Origin of the sequence: Dietzia natronolimnaea (assembly GCF_002289575.1) — a bacterium.
Lineage (GTDB): Bacteria > Actinomycetota > Actinomycetes > Mycobacteriales > Mycobacteriaceae > Dietzia > Dietzia natronolimnaea_A.
On sequence record NZ_NTGA01000011.1, the window covers coordinates 116,101 to 137,469 of the forward strand.

Consider the following 21,369-nt stretch of genomic DNA (forward strand, 5'->3'; position numbering starts at 1 on the left):
GGCCCGAGCGTCAGGACCAGACGAGCACCGACCACAGGATGATCTGCGTGACGCAGAACCCCGCCAGCATGTTGAGCACCAGAAAGCGCTTCCAGCCCTCGTTGGTGCGCTCGGCGTCCGCGTCGGTGACTCTGACATAGGCCGCGACGGTGGCCAGGTACGGCAGGATCGCGAAGGCGGCCCCGGACGCGGGCCACGGCGCCGCTACCAGCAGGACGATCACCGCGGCGGCGTAGCAGGCCAGCGCGAACCACACCGCGGCACGCGCTCCGAGCACGGTGGCGACGGACTTCAGGTCCGCCTCGCGGTCGAAGCGGACGTCCTGCACGGCACCGAAGGCCTGCGAGGCGGCGCCCCACAACATGAAGGCGATCAGGCACGCCCACACTCCCCCGGTCAGGTCGGCACCCGCGATGGTCCAGCCGACGATGGCCGGGGAGACGAAGTGGAAGGCGGAGGTGACCGAGTCGAGGAACGGGATCTCTTTGAACCGCAGCCCCTTGGCGCTGTAGGCGATCACGGCGAAGGCGCTCGCGGCGAGCCACAGGGACGACTCCAGCGATCCCACCAGCACCAGATAGACGAGGAACGGCACCGTGGTCACCGCGGAGGCCACGAGGGTGGCGGTGTGACGGGAGCGCTCGAGCACCGATCCTTCCACGCCGCCCTTGCGCGGGTTTCGGAGGTCCGACTCGTAGTCGAAGACGTCGTTGATCCCGTACATCGCCAGGTTGTAGGGCACCAGGAAGAAGATCGTGCCGATCGCGCCGACGAGGTCGAACCCCCCGGTGGCCAGGAAGTAGGCCAGCGCGAACGGCGCGGCGGTGTTGATCCACGACACCGGCCGGGACGACCAGAACAGCGTGGTGAGCAGTCCGGGTGACGGGGACCGCTCGGGGGTGCGACTCTCGTCGGCGGCGGCGTAGGCGTCGTCGGCGGCGCCGTGTCCCGGGCCGCGCGCCAGCAGCGCGTCGCCCCTGCCCGACACCGTCGGGCTCCCCACCCCGGCCCCGACGCGCGGAGACTCGGTGAGCAGCGCCCACACCGAGGGCACGAACACCGCCGCGGCCACGGCGTAGGCGAAGTCCTCGATGGGCGCCACGCCCAGCCGGATGCCGCTGGTGAGTTCGTCGTCGTACGCCACGAGCCCGGCCGAGATCATGATGTTGTCGAACACCGCGGTGAGGATCATGAGGATCACGAACGCGCCGGCGACCCCGATCAGCCACCGGCGCCTGGCCTGCCCGCGCAGGCGCCAGGCGGCGAGGAGGGCCACGGCCACCACGGGGATGGACATGGTGAGGTTGAGGGTCGTGTAGAGGCTGGTCACGGGCGTTCCCCCGTCGCCCGGGCGGTCCGGGAGGACTGGGCCGTCCGGGACGCGGCCGCGTGCTCGACTGCTCGCGAGACCCCCGCCGCGCACACCAGGGCGAGGTGGGACAGGAACGCCAGGAAGACGACCTCCTCGACCGGGATCTCGGGCGCCACCAGCAGGCCCGTCATGAAGTCGGTCTGGCCGCGGAAGAACACCCCGCTGCGCACCCCGAGGACGTCCCACGTCAGCAGCAACGCCACGGAGGCCGTGACGGCGAGCGCCGCCGCGGCGGGCGCCCGGAACGCCGCCAGCTTCCAGCGGTGGTCGATCACCAGGATTCCGGTGAACGAGACCACCTGAACCAGGAGATAGGCCAGCCCGATCACCTGTCGAACACCGCCCTGTCGTTCACAGTCCTGTCGAACACCGTGCCCCCGCCCGGCTCGGCCACCGGCGCGGTGCCCGTGTCCCCCCGGACGTGTTTGAGCACCAGCTCGGCGCTGATGAGGCACATCGGCAGCCCGATCCCGGGGATGGTGGACGCCCCCGCGTAGTAGAGACCGTCGACGTGCCGGGAGACGTTGCGGGTCCGGAAGAACGCGCTCTGGGCCAGCGTGTGGGCGGGCCCGAGGGCGGTGCCGCGCCACGCCCCCAGGTCGTCCTCGAGGTCCGCCGGGGCGATGGTGCGACGGACCACCACACGCTCCGCCAGGTCGGGGATGCCGGTCCAGTCGGCGATCTGGGCGATCGCCCGGTCGGCGGCCGCCTCGATGGTGGCGTCGCCGGCGCCGTCGACGCCCCCGTGCCCGAGACCGGGGTCGGCGGGGATGGGGACCAGGACGAAGAGGTTCTCGTGCCCGGCGGGGGCGATGCCGGCGTCGGCGTCGTCGGTCGCGCTGGGGCGGCAGACGTAGAGCGAGGCCGGGTCGGGGATGTGGGTGGACTCGCCGAAGATCGCTTCGAAACCCTCCTCCCAACGGTCGGTGAACAGGAGCGTGTGGTGCGACAGCTGAGGCAGCTCACCCTTCACGCCCAGCAGCATGAGCAGGGCGCCGGGTCCGGGCGTCTTGGAGTCCCAATAGGACTGCGGGTAGGTGCGCAGCTCCTCCGGGAGCCACCGGGTCTCGAGGTGGTGCAGGTCGGCGGCGCCCACCACGAGCCCGGCGGGCAGCGTCCGCTCGGCGCCGGCGCCGTCGCGCACCCGGACACCGGTCACCCGTGCGCGGGTGGTTCCGCCGCCCGAGCCACCCGAGCCGCTCTGCCGCCCGCCGCCGGCGGAGGTGGTGAGTTCGACTGCCTCGGTGCCGGTGTGGATGCGAACCCCCTGCGCCTCGGCCACCCGCCGGACCGCGGCGATGACCTCGGTGAACCCGCCCCGCGGATAGAGCACACCGTCCGTGAGGTCGAGGTGGCTCATCAGGTGATAGATCGACGGGGCCAGGTACGGCGAGGATCCCAGGAACACCGCCGGATAGCCCAGGATCTGCTGGATCCGGCGGTCGGCGAAGCGGCGGGAGACGAACGACTGCAGCGGCTGCACGAGCCGCGCCACCAACGCCCCGGCGCGGGCCAGCACGTCCGGCCGCACGAGCGCCGGGTACGAGGTGAAGTTGGTGTAGAGGAACCGTCGCAGCGCCAGCTCGTAGGTCGCCCGGGCGGAGTCGAGGTACTTCCCCAGAGCGGAACCCGCACCCGGCTCGAGGGACTCGAACAGCGCCTGCGACGCCCGACGGTCGGAGCGGACGTCGACCGGCTCGGTCTGGCCCTCGAAGTAGACGCGGTACCCGGGGTCCAGCCGGACCAGGTCGAGCTGCTCGGCGGCCGAAGATCCGCAGAGACGGAAGAAGTGGTCGAACACCTCGGGCATCAGGTACCAGGACGGCCCGGTGTCGAATCGGAAGCCGCCTGCGGACCAACTCCCGGCGCGGCCGCCCACCTGCTCCGTCGCCTCGACCAGCGTGACGTCGCGGCCCTCTCGGGCCAGCAGGGCGGCGGTGGCCAGGCCGGCTATCCCGCCCCCCACCACCACGACGGGGCCGTCCGGTGCCGGTCTGCGGGCGTGGGCGCCGGGCAGTCGGTCGGTCACGGCGCGGGCACCCGACCCGAGGACGCTCCGGGCGCTCATCGCACGACCGCCTGTCCGCGGGCCGCGATGGATCGTCCCCGACCCGAGGCGGCCCTGCCGAGCACGGCGAGCTTGACCGGGCCCGGGACCCGGACGCGACCCGCACTCACCCCGGCCGCACCGGCCACGCGCAGGCGGTCGTTGAGCTCGGCGAACAGGTCGTGCGCGGCAAGCACGGCCACCCGGTCACGCCCGGGGATCCGATCGATCGAGATTCGGGCGACGCGCAGGTCCGCATCCACGTCGTCGGCGAGCTCGGCGACGTCCCGTTCGGTCAGCGCGCGAGGGTCGCGGCCCGGCAGGTAGTTGCGGCCCAGCTCGAGCGAGTCCTCCCGGATGTCCCTCAGGAAGTTGACCTTCTGGAACGCCGAACCGAGGGCCCGCGCCCCGGCGGCCAGCTCGTCGTCGTCGCCCAGTCCCCCACCGGCGAACGTCCGCAGGCACATCTCCCCGATCACCTCGGCGGAACCGTGGATGTACCGGCGCAGCGACTCCTCGGTGTGCTCGGTGACCTCCAGGTCGGCCTCCATCGAGTCGTAGAACGGGTCGATCAACCTCGCACCGATCCCGAAACGGCGGGCGGTGTCCGCGAAGGCGTGGGTGACCGGGTCGGGGTCGAGCCCCCGCTCGACCGCGCGGTGGGTGCGGCGGCGGGCCTCGGCGATGAGGTCGCGGGCCGCGACGGGGTCGTCCATCGCACCGTCGACGACCTCGTCCCCGACGCGGGCCCAGGCGTAGATCGCCGCGACGTGCGGACGGGTCGCCGGCGCCAACAGCCGGCAGGCCAGGGCGAACGAGGTGGAGTAGCGGCGCAGGATCACGTCACTGCACGCGCGGGCGGCCTCCGTGAACTCGGCGTGCGGGCTCTGCGGGGTCATCGGGTCCTCTCGAGGGCGGTGGCCAGGTGGGGGTCGAGTGCGGAGCGCAGCTCGTGCGGGACGGCCGGGGAGTCCAGAGCGGCACGTGCGGCGGTCACCAGGTCCTCGGCGATCCCCAGCGCGTGGTCGCGGGCACCGCACTCGGCCAGCAGGGACCGGGCGGCGGAGGGGTCGGGGTCGGCCTCACCGAGCGCGGCGTCGATGCTCGGCCACAGGTCGGTGGTGGCGGCGTGGGCGAGCAACACGGTGGGGGCCCGGCGCACCAGGTCGCCCTCGTTGGACTTTCCCGTCACCGCCGGGTCGCCGAACACCCCCAGCAGGTCGTCGACCACCTGGTACGCCGTCCCCAGATGGCGACCGGCCTCCCGGAGCGGGGGGATCATCTCCTCCGGCCCTCCGGCCAGCACCACGCCCAGGACCATCGGCAGCGTCACGGAGTACGCGGCGGTCTTGGCGGCGCCGATCGCCAGCGCGTGCTCCTGGGTGATCGGCTCCCCGCGGGCCGCCCCCTGCACGTCGGCGTACTCCCCCGCGACAGAGGCCACCACCGCTCCCTCGACCTCCACCATGGCGCGGTGCAACACGGGCCCCGGCACTGGCAGCCGGGCGAACTGACCCATCGCGGCCACCAGCAGGAGGTCCCCGCCGAGCAGGCCCCCCACCATGCCGACGTGGGCGGCGGTCTCCCGGGGCAGACCCTGCTCAGCGCCCCGGGTCGTGGTGAGGCCCTGCAGATTGGGCCGGCCACGGCGGTGGTCGTCTCCATCGGCCACGTCGTCGTGGACGAGGAAGGCCTCGTGGAGGAGTTCGAGCGCCTGTCCGGCAGCGGTGCGAACCGCCTCGTCGCGTCCGCCCGCGTGCGTGTAGACGGCGTCGAACAATGCCGAGCGCATTCCTTTGCCGGATCGGGTCGTGGCATCGAGGTCGGCCGTCCAGTCGTCGACGGCAGGCCCCAGACCCTCGGGCAGGTCACGAGTAGTCATCCGCTGGGCGGCGGATACCGAATCCAGTGTCATGTCGTGTGGTTCGGAGCCGATCCTGTCCTGGATTCCCCTCACCCCGAATCTTCTCGACGAGATGCGGCACCCCGGCGTCCCTCGGCCGGAGCCACGAAATTCCACGGTGTCACACGCTCAGACTATCTCGGCCCCGAAATGCACGAAGACCCCCGCTTGTGGCGGGGGTCTCGCGTGCCAGATGATGGATTCGAACCAACGTAGGCATAAGCCGACGGATTTACAATCCGCTCCCTTTGGCCGCTCGGGCAATCTGGCGTGCACCCCTGGAGGCGCTACGACACGATACAACGCGTGTGACCCCCGGTGCCAAATCGGGGGCCGACGGGGTGACCCGGGCCGATGGCTCCGCCGGGTAGCCTGGCCGGGATCGTCCCCCACCGTGAGAGAAGGAGCGCGCCCATGGCCTCGGAGTCCTCGTTCGACATCGTCTCGGAGTTCGACCGCCAGGAGGTGGACAACGCCCTGAACCAGGCCGCCAAGGAACTGGGGACCCGGTACGACTTCCGCGGGACCGACGCCGGTATCGAGTGGAAGGGCGACGACGCCGTGGAGATCGTCGCGGCCTCCGAGGACCGCGTGCTGGCGGCCAAGGACGTGTTCATCGAGAAGCTGGTCCGCCGGGGCCTGAGCATGAAGGCGCTGGACGTGGGCGAACCGATGCCATCCGGTAAGGGCTTCCGCCTGGTCGGGTCGCTCAAGCAGGGCATCGACAAGGAGAACGCCAAGAGGATCACCAAGCTCCTGCGGGACGAGGGGCCCAAGGGCGTCAAGGCGCAGATCCAGGGCGAGGAGATCCGGGTGTCGTCCAAGAAGCGCGACGACCTGCAGGAGTGCATGGCGCTGCTCAAGAAGGCCGACCTCGAGGTCGCGCTGCAGTTCACCAACTACCGCTAGGCAGTCGACAGTGCCCTTCCCAGGGGGACGCCGGAGGGGCCGTCGGCGCACCGCCGTGGGGTCGGGAGCGCGGATGACGGCCGCGGCCGTGGGCCTGTCCCTGCTGGCGGGGTGTGCTGTCGGGGTCGACGACGACGAGGACTCCTCTCTCCTCACCGTCTTCGCCGCGTCCTCCCTCACCAGCGCGTTCACCCGGATCGCCGAGGACATCGAGCGCGAGGACCCCCGCGTGGAGATCCGACTGTCGTTCGACGGGTCCCCCGGGCTGGTCGACCAGATCGCCGGGGGCGCTCCCGCGGACGTGTACGCCTCGGCGGATTCCCGCAGCATGGGCCGGGCGGTGGCCGAGAGCCTGATCTCGGGCGAGCCGGTGGAGTTCGCGACCAACGTCCTCACCCTGATCACCCCGCCGGGGAATCCCGCCGGCATCACCGGACTCGACCGTTCGCTCGACGACACCCGACTGGTCGTGTGCGCGGAAGGGGTTCCCTGCGGCGACGCCGCGCGAGCGCTGGCCGGGGCGGCCGGCGTGGAGCTGCGACCGGTGAGCGAGGATTCCAAGGTCACCGACGTGCTTGGCAAGGTGACCTCCGGGGAGGCCGACGCGGGGATCGTCTACCTCACCGACGCCCGTGCCGCCGGTGACCGGGTCGAGCAGATCGCAATCCCCGCCGCGCGGGCCGAGCCCAATCGGTACCAGATCGCGGTGACCCAGCGGGCTGCTGCGGACCAGGCCGATGCGGGCCGCGCGGACGCGGCCCGGCGCTTCGTCGACGCGGTCACCGGACCGGCGGGACGTACCGTGCTGGCCGACCACGGATTCGGTCTACCGTGACCCGACCCCCGCTTCCCCGGTGGCTGCTCGCCGCCGCGCTCGTGTCGGTGGCCCTGGCCGCCGTGCCGCTGCTGGGCATGGCGGTGCGCATCCCGTGGACTGCGGTCCCCGAACTGCTCACCTCCGAGGCCGCCCGCCAGGCCACGCTGCTCAGCCTGCGCACGTGCGCGATCTCCACCCTGCTCTGCGTCCTGCTGGGCACCCCCCTGGCCGTTGTGCTGTCCCGGAGCCACGGGCCCCTGGCCGGTGTGGCCCGAACGGTGACGGCGCTGCCGATGGTGCTCCCGCCGGTGGTGGCGGGTCTGGCCCTGCTCACCACTCTCGGTCGCACCGGGGTGGTGGGCCGGCACCTGTCTGTCCTGGGCATCGAGATCGGCTTCACCACCGCGGCCGTGGTGATCGCCCAGACCTTCGTCGCCATGCCGTTCCTCGTGATCTCCCTCGAGGGGGCGCTGCGGTCCGTGGATGCCCGGCTCGAACGCACCGCCGCCTCCCTCGGAGCCGGCCCCACCCGGGTGCTCGCCACGGTCACGCTGCCGCTGGTCCTGCCCGCACTGCTCGCCGGGGCGTCGATGTCCTTCGCGCGCGCACTGGGCGAGTTCGGAGCCACCCTGACCTTCGCCGGGTCCCTGCAGGGGACCACGCGCACCCTGCCGCTGGAGATCTACCTGAGCCGCGAGTCCGATGCCGACGCCGCTCTCGCCCTGGCGCTGCTGTTGATCGTGGTGGCCGCGCTGCTCATGGCCACCTCGGCGTTCGTCGCGCGACGCGTGAGCGTGCACCGTGACTGAGCGACCACTCGCCGAGCCCTCGGCAGGCGCCGCCGCTGCCGCCGCCCTCGACTGCCGGGTCTCAGACCGCGACGTCGAACTCCGGTTCTCCGTGTCCGCCGGCCGGCGGTTGGCGATCGTCGGCCCCAACGGAGCGGGCAAGACCACCGCGGCGGATCTGCTGGCCGGGCACCTGCGCCCCGACGCCGGGGCGGTCCACCTGCACGGGCAGCTGGTCAGTTCACCGGGTCTCCACGTCCCCGCCCACCGCCGCCGGGTGGTCTCACTCGAGCAGCGCCCCGCGCTCCTGCCCCACCTCACCGCCCTGCACAACGTCGCCTACGGGCCGCGGTCACGCGGCGTACGCAGGCGGCCCGCCCTGGACCGCGCCCGCACCGAGCTCGAGGCGGTGGGCTGCGGCGATCTCGCCGATCGCAGGCCACACGAGCTGTCCGGCGGGCAGGCACAGCGGGTGGCGCTCGCCCGGGCCCTGGCCGTGGACCCCGAGCTGGTCCTGCTGGACGAGCCTCTCGCCGCCCTGGACGTGGAGGTCGCGCCCGGGATCCGGCGGCTGCTCGCCGACCGCCTCACCGGACGCACTGTCGTCATGGTGACCCACGATCCGCTGGACCTGTGGGCGCTGGCGGACGACGTCGTCGTCGTCTCGGGGGGCCGCGCCGTCCAGTCCGGAACGGTCGAGGGGGTGTTGACCCGGCCGGGGTCCGACTTCGCGGCACGCCTGGCGGGGGTGTCACTGCTGGAGGGCACGGTCGTCGACGACGACGAGGTGCACACCCCCGGCGGCGACACGGTCACCGGCCACCGCCCGGGCGCACGGTACGAAGACGTGTCCGGCGCGGAGCCCGGAGAGGTGTCCGACTGGGCGCCGGGCACGCGCGCGATCGCGACCATCGACCCGCGGGCGGTTGCCGTCCACGCGGCTTATGGGCCCGCGGACGAGGCGGGCGCCGGGTCACCCGCGGACGGAGTCGTCCCCCGGAGCCTGTCGAGCCCCCGCAACGCCTGGCCGGCGCGCGTGGTCGAACTGGCCCCGGCGGGGGCCCTCACTCGGGTGACCGCCGAGCTCCGGGACGGCCAGCGGGTCGACGCCGAGGTGACCAGCCGCTCGGCCGCGGAGCTCGCACTCGCCCCGGGTGTGGACGTGACGCTGGTGGTCAAAGCCGCGCAGGTCGCCCTCTACCCCCGCAGCTGAGCGGATCAGCTCACGCGGTCGACCGTGAACCGGACCAGCCGCCGCAGCGCCTCGTTCGCGGGCCCGCCGGGCAGGGCGTCCAACTCGGACATGGCGTCGGCCACGTACTGCTCGAGCGTGGCCCGCGCGCGACGCATCCCCTCCGAGGCACGCAGCAGGTCCAGGGCCTCGTGGACCTCCGAGTCGTCGGTCAGGGGCTGCGCCAGCAGTTCGCGCAGGCGGTCACCGTCGGTCGAGCCGGCCTCGAGCGCGTAGATCATCGGCAGCGTGTGCACGCCCTCGCGCAGGTCGGTGCCGGGGGTCTTGCCGGAGTCGGACGACGGCGAGGCGATGTCGATGATGTCGTCGGCGATCTGGAACGCGATCCCCACCGCATCCCCCAACCGCCGCAGGCTCTGGATCTGCTCGTCGGACGCACCGGAGTACTCGCCGCCGAACTGGGCGGCCGCAGCGATCAGCGATCCGGTCTTCTCCCAGATCACCCGGAGGTAGTGCTCGGCGGCGTCCGCGGTCTCACCGCCGCCCGGCCCGACCGTCTCCCGCATCTGACCGGTGACCAACTCCGCGAACGTCTGGGCGATGAGCTGGACCGCGGCCGGACCGAGATCCGCCAGGAGCATGGAGGAGTGGGCGAAGAGGAAGTCACCGGCGAGGATCGCGGTGGAGTTGTCCCAGCGACTGTTGGCGGACTCGACGCCGCGGCGCACCGCGGCCTCGTCCATCACGTCGTCGTGGTACAGGGTGGCCAGATGGATCATCTCGCACACCACGGCTGCCTTGACCAGGCGCTCGCGGTCGGGTTCCGGGCCGAGCTCGCCGGTGAGCAGGGTCACGACGGGGCGGAATCGCTTTCCGCCTGCGGTCACCAGGTGCAGAGCGACCTCGGTGAGGAAGTCCTCCCCGGACTCGAGGCGGCTCACGAGAAGCTCCTCGACCTCCACGAGTCGAGCCCTCAGCAGAGCTGCGAGATCCGCGTCGCCGACGTCCACGCCCGCCACCATGTGGTCGGGCGACGTCTCAGCGGTGCCGGTCGTCACAGAATCGCTCGACATCCTCATTCGTCCTCGTCGCCTGGTGTGGACCGGCGTCGACCGATCCTGACGACAGACTACGGTCCCCGCCCCCGGGCTGCGGCACCCCACCCCGGCCGAGGTCGGCGCCGACCGCTCCGGCGCCGACCTGCCACCATGGAGCGCATGGATCCACGGCCGCGCCCTCCCGCTTCGACCGACGTCCTCGTGGTGGGGTGCGGCCCCGCCGGTTCGGCCACCGCCACCTGGTTGGCGCGGGCCGGGCGCGAGGTCACGGTGCTGGACGCCGCGGCGTTCCCCCGGGACAAGACCTGCGGCGACGGCCTGACCCCGCGGGCGATGGGCGAGGTCGACCGGTTGGGACTGGGCGGGTGGGCGCGTGACCGGATCACCATCCGGGGACTCGAGTTGCGGGGCTTCGGTCACGAGCGGCGCGTTCCGTGGCCGGACGGTGATCACGGCGGGGTGGCCTCGGCAGTGCGTCGAACGGTGTTCGACGACCGGATGCGTGCGGTGGCCGTCGACGCCGGGTCGACCGTGCTCGACGGTGTTCGGGTGACGGGCGTGGAGAAGGGCGACGACGGCGAGGTCGTCGCGGTCCGTGCCGGTGGCGACCGCATCGCGTGCCAGACCCTCGTCCTCGCGGACGGCGTGCGCTCGCCGGTGGGCCGGATGCTGGGTCGGACCTGGCACCGGGACACGGTGTACGCGGTGGCGGCGCGGTCCTACGTGCGGTCGGCACGGCACGATCACCCGTGGATCGGCTCCGACCTCGAACTCCGCGACGAGGCGGGCACGATCCAGCCCGGTTACGGCTGGGTGTTCCCGCTGGGCGACGGTGAGGTCAACCTCGGAGTGGGTGCACTGGCCACGGCGACCCGGCCGGCGAACGTCGCGGTCAAAGACCTCCTGCGCCACTACGCCCGTAACGTACGCGGGAGCTGGGCGTTAGAGGGCGACCCGCACGCGGTGACGTCGGCGCTGCTCCCGATGGGTGGGGCGGTCTCGGGGCTGGCCGGTCGCAACTGGGCGGCGGTGGGCGACGCCGCCGCCTGCGTCAACCCGCTCAACGGGGAGGGCATCGACTATGCCCTCGAGGGCGGGCGGCTCCTCGCGGACCTGGTCGTCGCCGAAGGCCCGGGCGGTGAGCTGACCCGGGCGTGGCCGGAGATGCTGCGCCGGAACTACGGCGAGGCGTTCGCCATCGCCCGCGATGCCGCCAGGCTCCTCACCTACCCGCGGTTCCTGCCGCTGGCCGGGCCGGTGGGGATGCGGTCGCAGACTCTCATGTCGGCGGCCGTGCGGTGCATGTCCAACACGGTGTCGGAGTCGGACCGCGACCTCGTCGCCCGCGCGTGGCGGACCGCGGGGTCAGTGGCCCGCCGGCTCGACCGCCGTCCGCTCTTCGCGGACTGACCCGGCCCGCCGGGCCGGGCCGGGCCGGGCCGGGCATAGTCAAGCAGAGTCAGGCGGGGCGGCGGGCCAGGTGGATCGCCGCGATCCCACCGGTGAGGTTGGTGACGCTGCACCGCTCCCACCCGCTGGACTCCACCAGCGCGCGCAGGGCCCGCTGGTCCGGCCAGTCGCGGATCGACTCGGCCAGGTACACGTACGCGTCCGGGTTCGAGGACACGCTGGTGGCGATCCTGGGGAGCGCCCGCATGAGGTAGTTCATGTACACCGCACGGAACGGCGGGAAGACCGGGGTCGAGAACTCCACCACGGCCAGCCGCCCACCCGGCCGGACGACTCGCGCCAACTCGCGCAGCCCGGCGGCGGTGTCCTGCACGTTGCGCAGTCCGAAGCTGATGGTGGCGGCATCGAAGGACTCGTCGGCGAACGGCAGCTTCATGGCGTCGCCGGCGACCTTGGGCACGTCGCGCCCTGCGCCGGCACGGAGCATCCCCAGCGAGAAGTCGGCGGCCACACACCACGCGCCGGACTTGGCCAGCTCCACCGTGGAGACCGCGGTCCCGGCGGCCAGGTCCAGGATGCGCTCCCCGGGGCGGGGCGCGAGCAGCGACCGAGCCCGGCGGCGCCACACGTGGTCCATTCCCCCGGACAGGATGGTGTTGGTCAGGTCATAACGCTTGGCCACGCCGTCGAACATCGACGCGACGTCGCGGGGCTGTTTGTCGAGATCGGCGCGGGACACGCTGTCGACGCTACCCGGCGGCGGGGCGGTGGACCGGGTCAGGCCACCGCCCGCGTGGCGCGTCCGGGGCCGACCCGACCGGGGATCGACCGGGCGCCGGCGGCGTGGTAGTGGTCGAACAGTTGGCCACAGACGGCGTCCCAGGTGCGTCCCGCGACGGTCGCTCGCGCGCCCGCGGCCAGCCGGTCGTGGTCGGCCAGGACCCTGTCCACCGTCCGGGAGACCTCCCCGGCGTATCGGCGGGGGTCGAGGAGATAGCCGTTGACGCCCTCTCGGACCAGGTCGCGTGGGCCGCCCTGATCGGGGCCCACCACCGGCACCCCGGAGGACTGGGCCTCCTGGATGGACTGGCAGAACGTCTCGAACTCGCCGGCGTGGCAGAACACGTCGAGGGTGGCGTAGGCCTGCCCGAGCTGGTCGCCGTGCAGCTCGCCGGTGAAGATGGCGTGCGGCATCGCGGCGCGCAGGGCGGGGAGGTCCGGCCCGTCGCCGACGATGACCAGTCGCAGGTCTCCGTCCGGGCCCGACCTGTCGGCGAGGGCCTGCAGCCGCTCGACGTGCTTCTCCGGGGCCAGGCGCCCGACGAATCCCACGACGGGCCGGCCGTCCGGGGACCAGAGATCATGGAGGGCCTGGCTGCGATGGGAGGGGGCGAACCTCTCCGAGTCGACGCCCCGCCCCCACCGGTACAACCGCGGGACGCCGTGCGCCGCCAGATCCTCCATCGCGGCGGTGGACGGGGCCAGTGTCCGGTCGCAGGTCGAGTGGATCGCACGGGTCCACGCCCAGGCCGCCTCCGCCATCGCGCCGATGCCGTAGGAGGTGGAGAACCCGGCGACGTCGGTCTGGTAGACCGCCACCGACGGGACGTCCAGGGCGCGCGCCGCGGCGGCGCCGGCCGCACCGAGGACGAAGGGGGAGGCCAGGTGGACCACGTCGGGTGAGAAGTGCCGCAGTGCGTTGTACACGCTCGGGCTGGGCGCGCCCACGGGTAGGGAGGACACCACCGGCACGCGGACGGCGGTGACCCGGTGGACCGGATATCCCAGGTGGTGGTCCGGCCCGGGGGCTCCGGGGGATCCGAGCAGGGGCGCCACGGCGCTCACCAGCGGGTGGGAACGGACCGCGTCGGTGGCACCCCGTCTCAGACCGACGTTGCCGGACGGCGCGACCACCAGACAGTCGTGGCCGTGTCGACGTGCGTATTCGAGGACCCGGAGGACGGAGTTGGTGACCCCGTTGACGCTGGGCAGGAACGATTCGGTGACGATGGCTACGCGCACACCGTCACTGTCTCCCGCCCGGGCCACCGGACGGTGATCAGCGCGGGTCGGTGCGGGGAACTCGTGGTGACGGTCTGTGAACCCGCGGTGACGCCGCGGCGTACGCGAGCGCCGCGAGGGGGACGGTCACCGCGGGGATGGACAGGGCGGGCACCACGGCGACCGTCCAGCTCCGGCCCGAGACGCGCACGAGATCGGGGTTGGCGCGGCGGAACTCGACCTGCACCCGTTGACCCTCGATCAGTCCGATCGGGTAGAAGACCCCGGTCACCGGGCGGACGTGGCGACCGCCGCCGGCGTCGAACTCCACCGCGGCCCGGCGATCGGTGACCTCGGTGACGGTGGCGGTCGTACTCCCCATGTCGCGGTCGATTCGCTGGTCGTTGACAAAGCACGCCACCAGGATGAGCACGGCCGTCAGGAGCGAGAACGCGGCGATGACGACCGCTGTGACCCGGACGATCCAGCGGGTCCGTACCGAACGTCGGGCACGTCTCGCCTCGAGCGTCCTGCTCACTCCCCGGCCGCCTCGTCCCGCATGGCGGCGTGGAGGTCGCGCAGGCCGGCGCGGTCGGTGGCCACCCGGACGACCCGAAGCCCGGCGGGCACGATGTCGCGGTGTGCGACGGCCGCCTCGGAGAGCAGTGTCTCGAGCCCGTCGGGGTCCGTGTCGACGAAGGGGATTCCGAACCCCGCGCAGAGGGCGGCGAGATCGGCCCCGTGCGGGGTGCCGAACACGCGCTCGAAGTCGGTCGCCAACCGGGGGTCGCCCTGTTCGAGGAGGGTGAAGATCCCGCCGCCGTCGTCGTCGGCCACCACGATGGTCAGGTCGTCGGGGTGCTTCTCCACCGGCCCCAGCAGCAGCCCGGACACGTCGTGGAGGAAGGTCAGGTCGCCGAGCAGGGCGATCGTCCGGCCCGGTGCCGCCAGCGCGACCCCGATCGCGGTGGACACCGTGCCGTCGATCCCGGACGCGCCCCGGTTGGCGTACACCGCGACATCCGGGTCGAGCGGACCCACCAGCGACAGGTCCCGGATCGCGTTGGAGGCGCCCACGACGAGATGGTCGCCGCCCCGCACGCCGCGGGCCACCGCCCGGGCCACGTGCAGGCCGGTGGGCGCGGCGGTCTCGAGGTGCGTGTCCAGGACCCGGTCGACGGCGGCGCGGGCGCGCGCGTCGGCGCGACCGGTGACGTCGGTCCACTCGGTGTCGACGCCCCACCCGGTCAGGACGGAGTCGGCGAGCTCGGCCGCGCTGCCGGTCGGGTTGGGGGCGTGCGGACCCGCGTCGAGGATCACGAGGTCCACGCCCGGGTCGGCGAGCAACCGGGTGACCGACCGGTGCAGGGTCGGCCGCCCGGTCACCACCACCTGCTCGGGCCGCACGGCGGGGACCGCGAGGGGATGCACCGGGTGCAGGGGGACCGGCGCACCCGGCTCGGCCACGGTCGGCACCCCCACGAGGCCGGCCACCGGGCCGGCGCCGGCGCCCGCGACCACCAGCGTGGGGCGGGTCAGGTCCACTGCCACGGCCGAGTCGGCGGGTGCGGAGTCGACCCCCGCGCCCGCCCGCTGGACCCAGGGGCGACCGTCGGACCGGCCGGCCGGGAGTCCGCCGGGCCTCCCGTGGTGGCCCGCCTCGTCGTCGTCGCCCTGGCCGGCAGCGTCCGCGTCCCCGACCACGTGGTCCTCGTCCCCCTCGGCCGGGACCAGCGGTTCGCGGAACGAGATGTCCACCTGGACCGGACCCGGGTCACCCGGGGCGGTCGCGGTGAGGATCGCGCGGCCGATCGCGCTACGCCAGTGGCGGTGTTCGGCGTCGGGGTCGCCGGCCGCGCCGAGTTCGACGACGGCGCGGGCGTGTGGGCCGAACAGCCCGACCTGGTCGATGGTCTGGTTGGCGCCGGTCCCCCGCAGTTCGGGAGGACGGTTGGCGGTCAGCGCGAGGATCGGCACGCCCGAGTGCGCGGCCTCGACCATCGCCGGATGGAGATTGGCCACCGCGGTTCCGGAGGTCACGACGACGGGGACCGGTCGCCTGGCCCCCACGGCCAACCCCAGTGCCGTGAACGCCGCCGCGCGCTCGTCGATCCGCACGTGTAACCGCAGGTGGCCGGTCCGCTCGGCCGCCGCGAGCGCGAGCGCCAGTGGAGCACTGCGCGAACCCGGGCACAGCACCGCGTCGGTGATCCCGTGACGGATCAACTCGTCGACGACGACGCGGGCCTGCGCGGTGCTGGGGTTGCTCGCGCGGGGTGTGTTCGGGGCGGACCGGCTGGGGTTCATCCCCCTCAGCCTAGTTGCCACCAGCGGTGGTCGCCGGGTCGTCGCCGTGGGGTCCGACGGGACCGGCCGCGGCGGCGAGCCGCCCGGCGAGTGCCGCGAGATGCTCGCGCAACCCGTCGGGCGACTCCACGACGAACGGCGCGGGCAGCCGACCCAGGTACCAGGCCAGCTCGCCGAGGGCGGCGGCGCCGGTCTCGAGACGACAGGCCGGGCCGTCGGGGTGGTCGACGGGCCGGAGCTCCGTGACGGTGCCGAAAGTGGGTGGGAAGCACTCGAGCACGTCCCGGGCGGCGGCCTGGACCACGACACTGGCACGGTGCTCGTACGGCGCGGTCGTCACCGAGTGTTGGACGTGGGTGGCCGGGTCCGGCACGTCGGGGCGGGGGGTGAACCGCCAGCGACTGCGGTGCACCGCACGGATGCGGTCCAGTCGGAAGGTCCGCCAGTCGGCACGCTCGAGGTCGTAGGACAGCAGGTACCAGCGTCGACCCAGGACGACGATCCGGTAGGGCTCGACGCGGCGTTCGGTGTCGCGCCCGGCGCGGTCACGGTAGTCCAGCCTCACCTGCTCGCTGCCCCGCACCGCGTGACCGAGCTCCATGAGCAGCTCCGGCTCGACCGGGGTGTCCGTGCCGGGGACGGCCACCATCGACTCGCTCACGTCGGCGACCCTCTCCCGCAGCCGGCCGGGCATGACCTGGTCGAGCTTGGTCAGCGCGCCCAGTGCGTGCTCGCCGACGCCGGCCACCGCCCCGCCGGCCGCCAACCGCAGGGCGATCGCCACGGCCACGGCCTCGCGGTCGTCCAGCAGGAGGGGAGGCAACCGGCGGCCCGAGCCCAGCCGGTACCCACCGCCCGCGCCGCGTTCGGATTCGACCGGATACCCCAGGTCGCGCAGCCGGTCCACGTCCCGCCGCACCGACCGGGTGGTCACACCGAGTTCGGCCGCGAGCTCCGGCCCGGTCCACACCGCGCGCCTCTGGAGCAGGTCGAGCAACCCCAGCACGCGCTGGGTCGTGGGCATCCTGTCGTCGGTCACGTCACCCAGTCTCGCACCGTCAGCGGACCGGATCTGTCCTGATCGGCTGAGAGTCTGCTGTCGGACCACGGTGCGGATCAGCAGCCGATCCGTCGCCCGTCCGCCGACACCATCCCGTTCACGAGACACACCCGTTCACGAGACACACCCAGGAGCCCGCCATGCCACTGTTCCCCGCCACCCACCCCACCGAGCGCGAGACCCTGCTCGAGTGGATCGACGACGCGCTCGTCAACGCCCGATCGATCGTCCACGGATTGACCGCCGACCAGCTTCGGGCACGCCCGGTCCCCTCGAGTGAGCTGACGCTCGGTTGGCTGATCCTGCACATCGGCCAGGTGGCCGAGGGATGGCTGGGCCGGGCTGCCGCGGCGCCGGACCCCCTGGAGACGGGACGATCACTGCCGGAGGCCTTCGAGTGGGCCGAGACCGTCAACCGTGTCGACCCCGACGCGACCGCCGAGGAGATCCTCGCCGAGTACGACCGCCGGTGCGCCGCGGGCCTCGCGCTCCTGCGCGCCGCCGATCTGGACTCCCCGGTCCCGGTCCCCACCGAGATGCCGTGGTTCCCGGCGGATCTGGCACCGTTCGACGGCCGCTGGTGCGCGCATCACGTCCTCACCGAGATCAACCGGCACAGCGGGCACGCCGACCTCCTGCGCGAGGCACTCGACGGGCGCACGATGTACGACCTGATCGCGGAGGACCAGGGCATAGACATGTCCTACATCGGTGCCTGGTTCGCCGCGCACCCGGAGGTCCCGGCGCCGGAGTGGTGAGGCCGGCTCATTCCGCGCGGACGGGCGCGCCGGTTGGTCAGTCGCCCTCGTGCCAGCCGGCGAACGTCGCGAACGTGTCGTCGATCATCCCGGCCACTTCGCCCGGGTCGGGCACGAGTCCCGCGTCGGTGGCGATGCCGACCGAGACCGTGCCGTTGTAGCTGAAGATGCAGATCCCGAAGGCCTGGTCGCCGCTCATCGGAACCCAGCCGAGTATCCCCTCGACGGGAGTGCCGGCGATCCGCACCGTGGAGACCGGCCCGGGGACTGACGTCAGCTGGCCGACGGTCTTGTTGGCGAGCAGGTCGACTACCGCATGCGCCACCGGGCCGGGGGCGACGGCCACGCCGAGCATGGTGGCGAAGTTGACGTGCGGTTCGAACGAGTAGCGCACCCGCGTCATGGAGGTGGCGATCGTATCGATGAGCTCGTCGGCATCGTCGATCCCGAGCGGCAGTCGCATGAGGATGATCGTGAGGTGATTGCCCAGCTCCTCCGGCAGTTCGTCGCCGATGGGTTCGATGGACATCGGCACCATGAGTTTGATGTCCGAGACCCGACGATCGCCGTGGGCGTCGAGGTACTCGGTGAGCGCCCTGGACACCGCCGCGAGCATCACCGTGGTGACCGTGGTGCCGTGCGCCTTCGCCACCCTCTTGATCGCTGCGAGGTCCAGCCCGGAGATCCAGGAGACCTTTTTCTGTACATGGGCGTGACCGCTCCAGGACAGCTCGGGCGATCTGGGTTCGAACAGCAGCCGGAAGGTCGAACGATAGGTGTTGGTCGTCTTGTTGGTGGGATCGATGCTGTCGGCCAGGGATTCCACGACGCGTGTGGGTACCCGGGTGAACCCTCGGCCCGGGGCCACCACGTCTCTGACCAGCCGAGTGAGAGTCCACGGGAACGTGACCGTGGCGCCGGCGAGACCGCGGGCGATACCGAACGAGTCCCTGACCATCCCCAGCCCGGCGCTGCCGACCGTCCCGAGGATCCCGCCTCCACCGGCGGAGAGGGGTCGGCCCACCCGCGGCAGCTGGGCGTCCCCATCGCTGTCGCACAGACCCAGGATCAACTGGGTCAGCCGCATGCCGTCGACCATCCCGTGCTGGACCCGGAACAGCACCAGCGCACCCTCCCGCTCCGCCTCGTTACCGTGGCCGTGGTGGTGGCCGTGGCCGTGGTATCCCTCGAGGAACTCGGCACGCCAGAGTGGGCGGTCGTCCGGGAGCCGGATGCTCATCTGCTCGGAGACGTACGCCTCGGCCTCGGCCCGCCCGCCCGGCGCGGGGAGCCGCCCGCGGATCAGATGATGAGAGAGGTCGAAATCGGGATCGTCCTCCCAATACATCCGCCTGCCCTCGCGTACCGGGACCCGCCGGAACACCGGGTGGGGGCCGACCATCCGAGTGGCGACCGCCTCGGTGACCGCGTCCCAGTCGGGGATCTCCGAGAACCACACCAATGACGTGATGTACATGAGGTTGTCGGCGCGATCCATGTGCAACCACAACTGATCCCGCAGCGGGATTCTGACTCTCGCCGTCTTCCCCATCGTTCCCACGCCTCTTTCGTGGCCGCGCTCGCGCACCGGGTCATGCGCTTGAGTACAGGCTAGAGCAGGTGTGACAGAGATCACGAGTCTTTGAATCGTTCCCCGCGTCTACCGGGATCGACGGGCCGGTGTGGTGCGGTGACCGTGGAGGAGAGGCGCGACGAGGGCGACGGCGGCGACGGCGACGGCGACGGCGACGGCGACGGCGACGGCCCTCAGACCTGGGCCTCCCAGCCGTCGAACGTCGCGAACTCGCCCTCGATCAGTTCGGCGACCAGGTCCGGGTCCGGCACGAGCCCGGCATCGGTGGCGATCCCCACAGAGACGCAGCCGTCGTAGCTGAAGATGCAGATCCCGAGCGCCTGGTCGCCGCTCATCGGGACCCAGCCCAACATCCCCTCGACCACGGTCCCGGCGAGGCTCACCGTGGAAGCGGGTCCGGGCACCGAGGTGAGCTGACCGACGGTCTTGTTGGCGAACAGGTCGATCACGGCGCGCTGCACCGCCGTCGGGGTGACGGCCACGGTGAGCATCGAGGCGAAGGTGATGTGCGGCTCGAACGAATAGCGCACCCGGGTCATGGACGTGGTGATGGCGTCGATCAACTCGTCGGCGTCGTCGATTCCCAGTGGCAGGCGCATGAGGATGAGGGTGATGTGGTTGCCCAGTTCCTCCGGGAGGTCCTCGCTGCTCGGCGTCACCGACATGGGCACCATGAGGTTGATGTCGGCGACCGGGCGGTCACCGCGGGCGTCCAGGTAGCGGGTGAGTGCTTTGGACACCGCGGCGATCATCACCGCGGTGACGGTGGTGTCGTGCACAGCCGCGACCCTCTTGACGGCCGCGAGGTCCAGTCCGGACACCCAGGAGACCTTCTTCTCCGCGTTCGTCCGTCCACTCCACGACAGGTCGGGGGTCCGGGGCTCGAACAGCAGGCGGAAGATGGAGCGATAGGTGTTGGTCGTCGTGTTGGTGGTCTCGATGGTGTCGGCCAGGGATTCCACGACACGGGTGGGCACCCGGGCCAGCTCTCCACCCGGGGCCGCCACATCCCGGGCCAGTCGCGCGAGCGTCACGGGGAACCTGATCGTGGCGCCCGCGATACCGCGGGCGATGCCGATCGAGTCCTTGGCCAGTCCCGCTCCTGCCTGAGCGACCGCCGCTGCGATCCTCCCCCCGCCCGAGGCCAGCTCCCGCCCCACCCGGGGCAGGGGATCGTCGTCCTCGTGGTCACACAAACCCAGTACGACCTGGGACAACCGGATGCCGTCGACCATTCCGTGCTGGACCCGGAACAGGATGAGCGCCCCCTCCCGCTCTCCCCCGTGCCCGTGATAACCCTCGATGAACTCGGTGCGCCAGATGGGGCGGTCGTCAGGGAGTTGGAGGCTCATCTGCTCGGCGACGTACGCCTCGGCCTCGGCACGTCCACCCGGCTCGGGGAGGCGTGTCCGTACGAGGTTGCGGGAGATGTCGAACTCGGGATCGTCCTCCCAGTACCAGCGCCGGCCCCGCCGCACCGGCACCCGGCGGAACACGGGATGGGGGTCGACCATCCGCGTCGCGATCGCCTCGGTGACCGCATCCCAGTCGGGGACCTCGGCGAACCACATCACCGAGTTGATGTACATGAGATTGTCCGGTCGGTCCATCATCAGCCACAGCTGGTCCCGCAGTGGGATCCGGACCCTCGTCTCCGCCATCCTGCCCGACCCCTCTCGCCCGCCCCGCTCACCGTTCACGTCGTGTGCACGCCGACTCTAGAGCAGCTGTGACCGGTGTCACGTTGGTTCGCTCGGTGCAGCGGGGACAGTAAGCAGATGTGCATCACTCACACGCCAGCCGATCCCCTGTACACGCCACCTCGGCGCCGATCGCATTCGAGTGCGTGCGCCATGACGTGATCGGCCTCGGCACCAGTGCGATGCTCCTGGGCCGCGTAGTGAGCGCGGCGATCTCCGGTGATGTCCGGGCGAGCGACGGGCTCCCCGACTTCGACGCAATGCTCCGGCCCTCCCGACAAGGCGGAATCGGAACCCGACCCCCAGACACCGGCCCTCGGTTCGGAGCAACCTGCAGGCGCTCCCGCGCATGACGTCTCGCTCGCGCGCCTGTGCGACTCCTCGGCAGCCGCCCGCTGCCAGGGCGTCTCGCGTGCGCATCGGTGAGGTTCCCCCGGATCCGTAGAGGGATCA

General features: G+C 72.2%; 19 protein-coding genes and 1 tRNA gene. 6 read left to right on the forward strand and 14 right to left on the reverse strand.

Features of this window, described 5'->3' with window-relative positions; genetic code table 11:
• Positions 1-10: 10 nt before the first annotated feature.
• From CEY15_RS05735 to CEY15_RS05760, 6 genes are all read right to left on the reverse strand, one after another.
• Positions 11-1,330, reverse strand: coding sequence for a prenyltransferase (locus CEY15_RS05735; RefSeq protein ID WP_095717650.1), 1,320 nt, complete (start codon positions 1,328-1,330; stop codon positions 11-13).
• Positions 1,327-1,701, reverse strand: coding sequence for a lycopene cyclase domain-containing protein (locus CEY15_RS05740; RefSeq protein ID WP_095717651.1), 375 nt, complete (start codon positions 1,699-1,701; stop codon positions 1,327-1,329). The genes CEY15_RS05735 and CEY15_RS05740 overlap by 4 nt, the downstream gene beginning before the upstream one ends.
• Positions 1,698-3,440: a phytoene desaturase family protein gene (gene crtI, locus CEY15_RS05745; protein WP_095717652.1), complete on the reverse strand. Its 1,743-nt coding sequence runs from the start codon at positions 3,438-3,440 to the stop codon at positions 1,698-1,700. The genes CEY15_RS05740 and crtI overlap by 4 nt, the downstream gene beginning before the upstream one ends.
• Entirely contained in the window at positions 3,437-4,318 is an 882-nt protein-coding gene (locus CEY15_RS05750) for a phytoene/squalene synthase family protein (protein WP_095717653.1), read from the reverse strand. The genes crtI and CEY15_RS05750 overlap by 4 nt, the downstream gene beginning before the upstream one ends.
• Positions 4,315-5,376 (reverse strand): polyprenyl synthetase family protein, encoded by a 1,062-nt coding sequence (locus tag CEY15_RS05755; RefSeq protein ID WP_245847289.1) that lies wholly within the window; start codon positions 5,374-5,376, stop codon positions 4,315-4,317. The genes CEY15_RS05750 and CEY15_RS05755 overlap by 4 nt, the downstream gene beginning before the upstream one ends.
• 133 nt (positions 5,377-5,509) lie before the next feature.
• A tRNA-Tyr gene (locus tag CEY15_RS05760) sits at positions 5,510-5,592 on the reverse strand.
• 144 nt (positions 5,593-5,736) lie between these two features.
• Here CEY15_RS05760 and CEY15_RS05765 point away from each other — a divergent pair.
• The 4 genes from CEY15_RS05765 to CEY15_RS05780 all read left to right on the forward strand — a co-directional run bounded on the left by CEY15_RS05765 (position 5,737) and on the right by CEY15_RS05780 (position 9,049).
• A complete protein-coding gene (locus CEY15_RS05765; protein ID WP_095717655.1) occupies positions 5,737-6,231 on the forward strand; it encodes a YajQ family cyclic di-GMP-binding protein in 495 nt (164 codons plus the stop codon).
• A gap of 73 nt (positions 6,232-6,304) precedes the next feature.
• Entirely contained in the window at positions 6,305-7,066 is a 762-nt protein-coding gene (gene modA / locus CEY15_RS05770; protein ID WP_095717656.1) for a molybdate ABC transporter substrate-binding protein, read from the forward strand.
• Positions 7,063-7,857: an ABC transporter permease gene (locus tag CEY15_RS05775; RefSeq protein WP_095717657.1), complete on the forward strand. Its 795-nt coding sequence runs from the start codon at positions 7,063-7,065 to the stop codon at positions 7,855-7,857. The genes modA and CEY15_RS05775 overlap by 4 nt, the downstream gene beginning before the upstream one ends.
• Entirely contained in the window at positions 7,850-9,049 is a 1,200-nt protein-coding gene (locus CEY15_RS05780) for an ABC transporter ATP-binding protein (protein WP_095717658.1), read from the forward strand. The genes CEY15_RS05775 and CEY15_RS05780 overlap by 8 nt, the downstream gene beginning before the upstream one ends.
• 5 nt (positions 9,050-9,054) lie before the next feature.
• Here CEY15_RS05780 and CEY15_RS05785 read toward each other — a convergent pair whose 3' ends face one another.
• Complete coding sequence (locus CEY15_RS05785) at positions 9,055-10,107, reverse strand: polyprenyl synthetase family protein (RefSeq protein WP_017838101.1); 1,053 nt, start codon at positions 10,105-10,107, stop codon at positions 9,055-9,057.
• A 129-nt stretch (positions 10,108-10,236) separates the two neighbouring features.
• Between CEY15_RS05785 and CEY15_RS05790 the strand changes: the two genes are divergently transcribed.
• Positions 10,237-11,496, forward strand: coding sequence for a geranylgeranyl reductase family protein (locus CEY15_RS05790; protein WP_017838100.1), 1,260 nt, complete (start codon positions 10,237-10,239; stop codon positions 11,494-11,496).
• Between the two features lie 49 nt (positions 11,497-11,545).
• Here CEY15_RS05790 and CEY15_RS05795 read toward each other — a convergent pair whose 3' ends face one another.
• From CEY15_RS05795 to CEY15_RS05815, 5 genes are read right to left on the reverse strand one after another with little or no spacing between them, the layout of a single operon-like run.
• The gene (locus tag CEY15_RS05795) at positions 11,546-12,235 is read right to left on the reverse strand and encodes a demethylmenaquinone methyltransferase (protein ID WP_095717659.1); all 690 of its coding nucleotides are present in this window, start codon (positions 12,233-12,235) and stop codon (positions 11,546-11,548) included.
• Between the two features lie 38 nt (positions 12,236-12,273).
• Positions 12,274-13,518, reverse strand: a complete 1,245-nt coding sequence (locus CEY15_RS05800; protein ID WP_095717669.1) for a glycosyltransferase family 4 protein — start codon at positions 13,516-13,518, stop codon at positions 12,274-12,276.
• A 37-nt stretch (positions 13,519-13,555) separates the two neighbouring features.
• Entirely contained in the window at positions 13,556-14,035 is a 480-nt protein-coding gene (locus tag CEY15_RS05805; RefSeq protein WP_017838097.1) for a DUF3592 domain-containing protein, read from the reverse strand.
• Positions 14,032-15,804, reverse strand: coding sequence for a 2-succinyl-5-enolpyruvyl-6-hydroxy-3-cyclohexene-1-carboxylic-acid synthase (menD, locus tag CEY15_RS05810; protein ID WP_095717660.1), 1,773 nt, complete (start codon positions 15,802-15,804; stop codon positions 14,032-14,034). The genes CEY15_RS05805 and menD overlap by 4 nt, the downstream gene beginning before the upstream one ends.
• A 10-nt stretch (positions 15,805-15,814) precedes the next feature.
• Positions 15,815-16,828 carry a helix-turn-helix transcriptional regulator gene (locus CEY15_RS05815; RefSeq protein ID WP_095717670.1) on the reverse strand — a complete coding sequence of 338 codons (1,014 nt, stop codon included), beginning with the start codon at positions 16,826-16,828 and terminating at the stop codon, positions 15,815-15,817.
• Positions 16,829-17,004: 176 nt separating this feature from the next.
• On the opposite strand from CEY15_RS05815, the gene CEY15_RS05820 reads away from it, so the two are divergent.
• The gene (locus CEY15_RS05820) at positions 17,005-17,622 is read left to right on the forward strand and encodes a DUF664 domain-containing protein (protein WP_095717661.1); all 618 of its coding nucleotides are present in this window, start codon (positions 17,005-17,007) and stop codon (positions 17,620-17,622) included.
• A 37-nt stretch (positions 17,623-17,659) separates the two neighbouring features.
• Here CEY15_RS05820 and CEY15_RS05825 read toward each other — a convergent pair whose 3' ends face one another.
• Together CEY15_RS05825 and CEY15_RS05830 are read right to left on the reverse strand one after the other, a co-directional pair.
• The gene (locus CEY15_RS05825; RefSeq protein WP_095717662.1) at positions 17,660-19,174 is read right to left on the reverse strand and encodes a WS/DGAT domain-containing protein; all 1,515 of its coding nucleotides are present in this window, start codon (positions 19,172-19,174) and stop codon (positions 17,660-17,662) included.
• 215 nt (positions 19,175-19,389) lie between these two features.
• On the reverse strand, positions 19,390-20,877 hold the full coding sequence (locus tag CEY15_RS05830; protein ID WP_245847296.1) for a WS/DGAT domain-containing protein: 1,488 nt from the start codon (positions 20,875-20,877) through the stop codon (positions 19,390-19,392).
• Positions 20,878-21,369 lie beyond the last annotated feature (492 nt).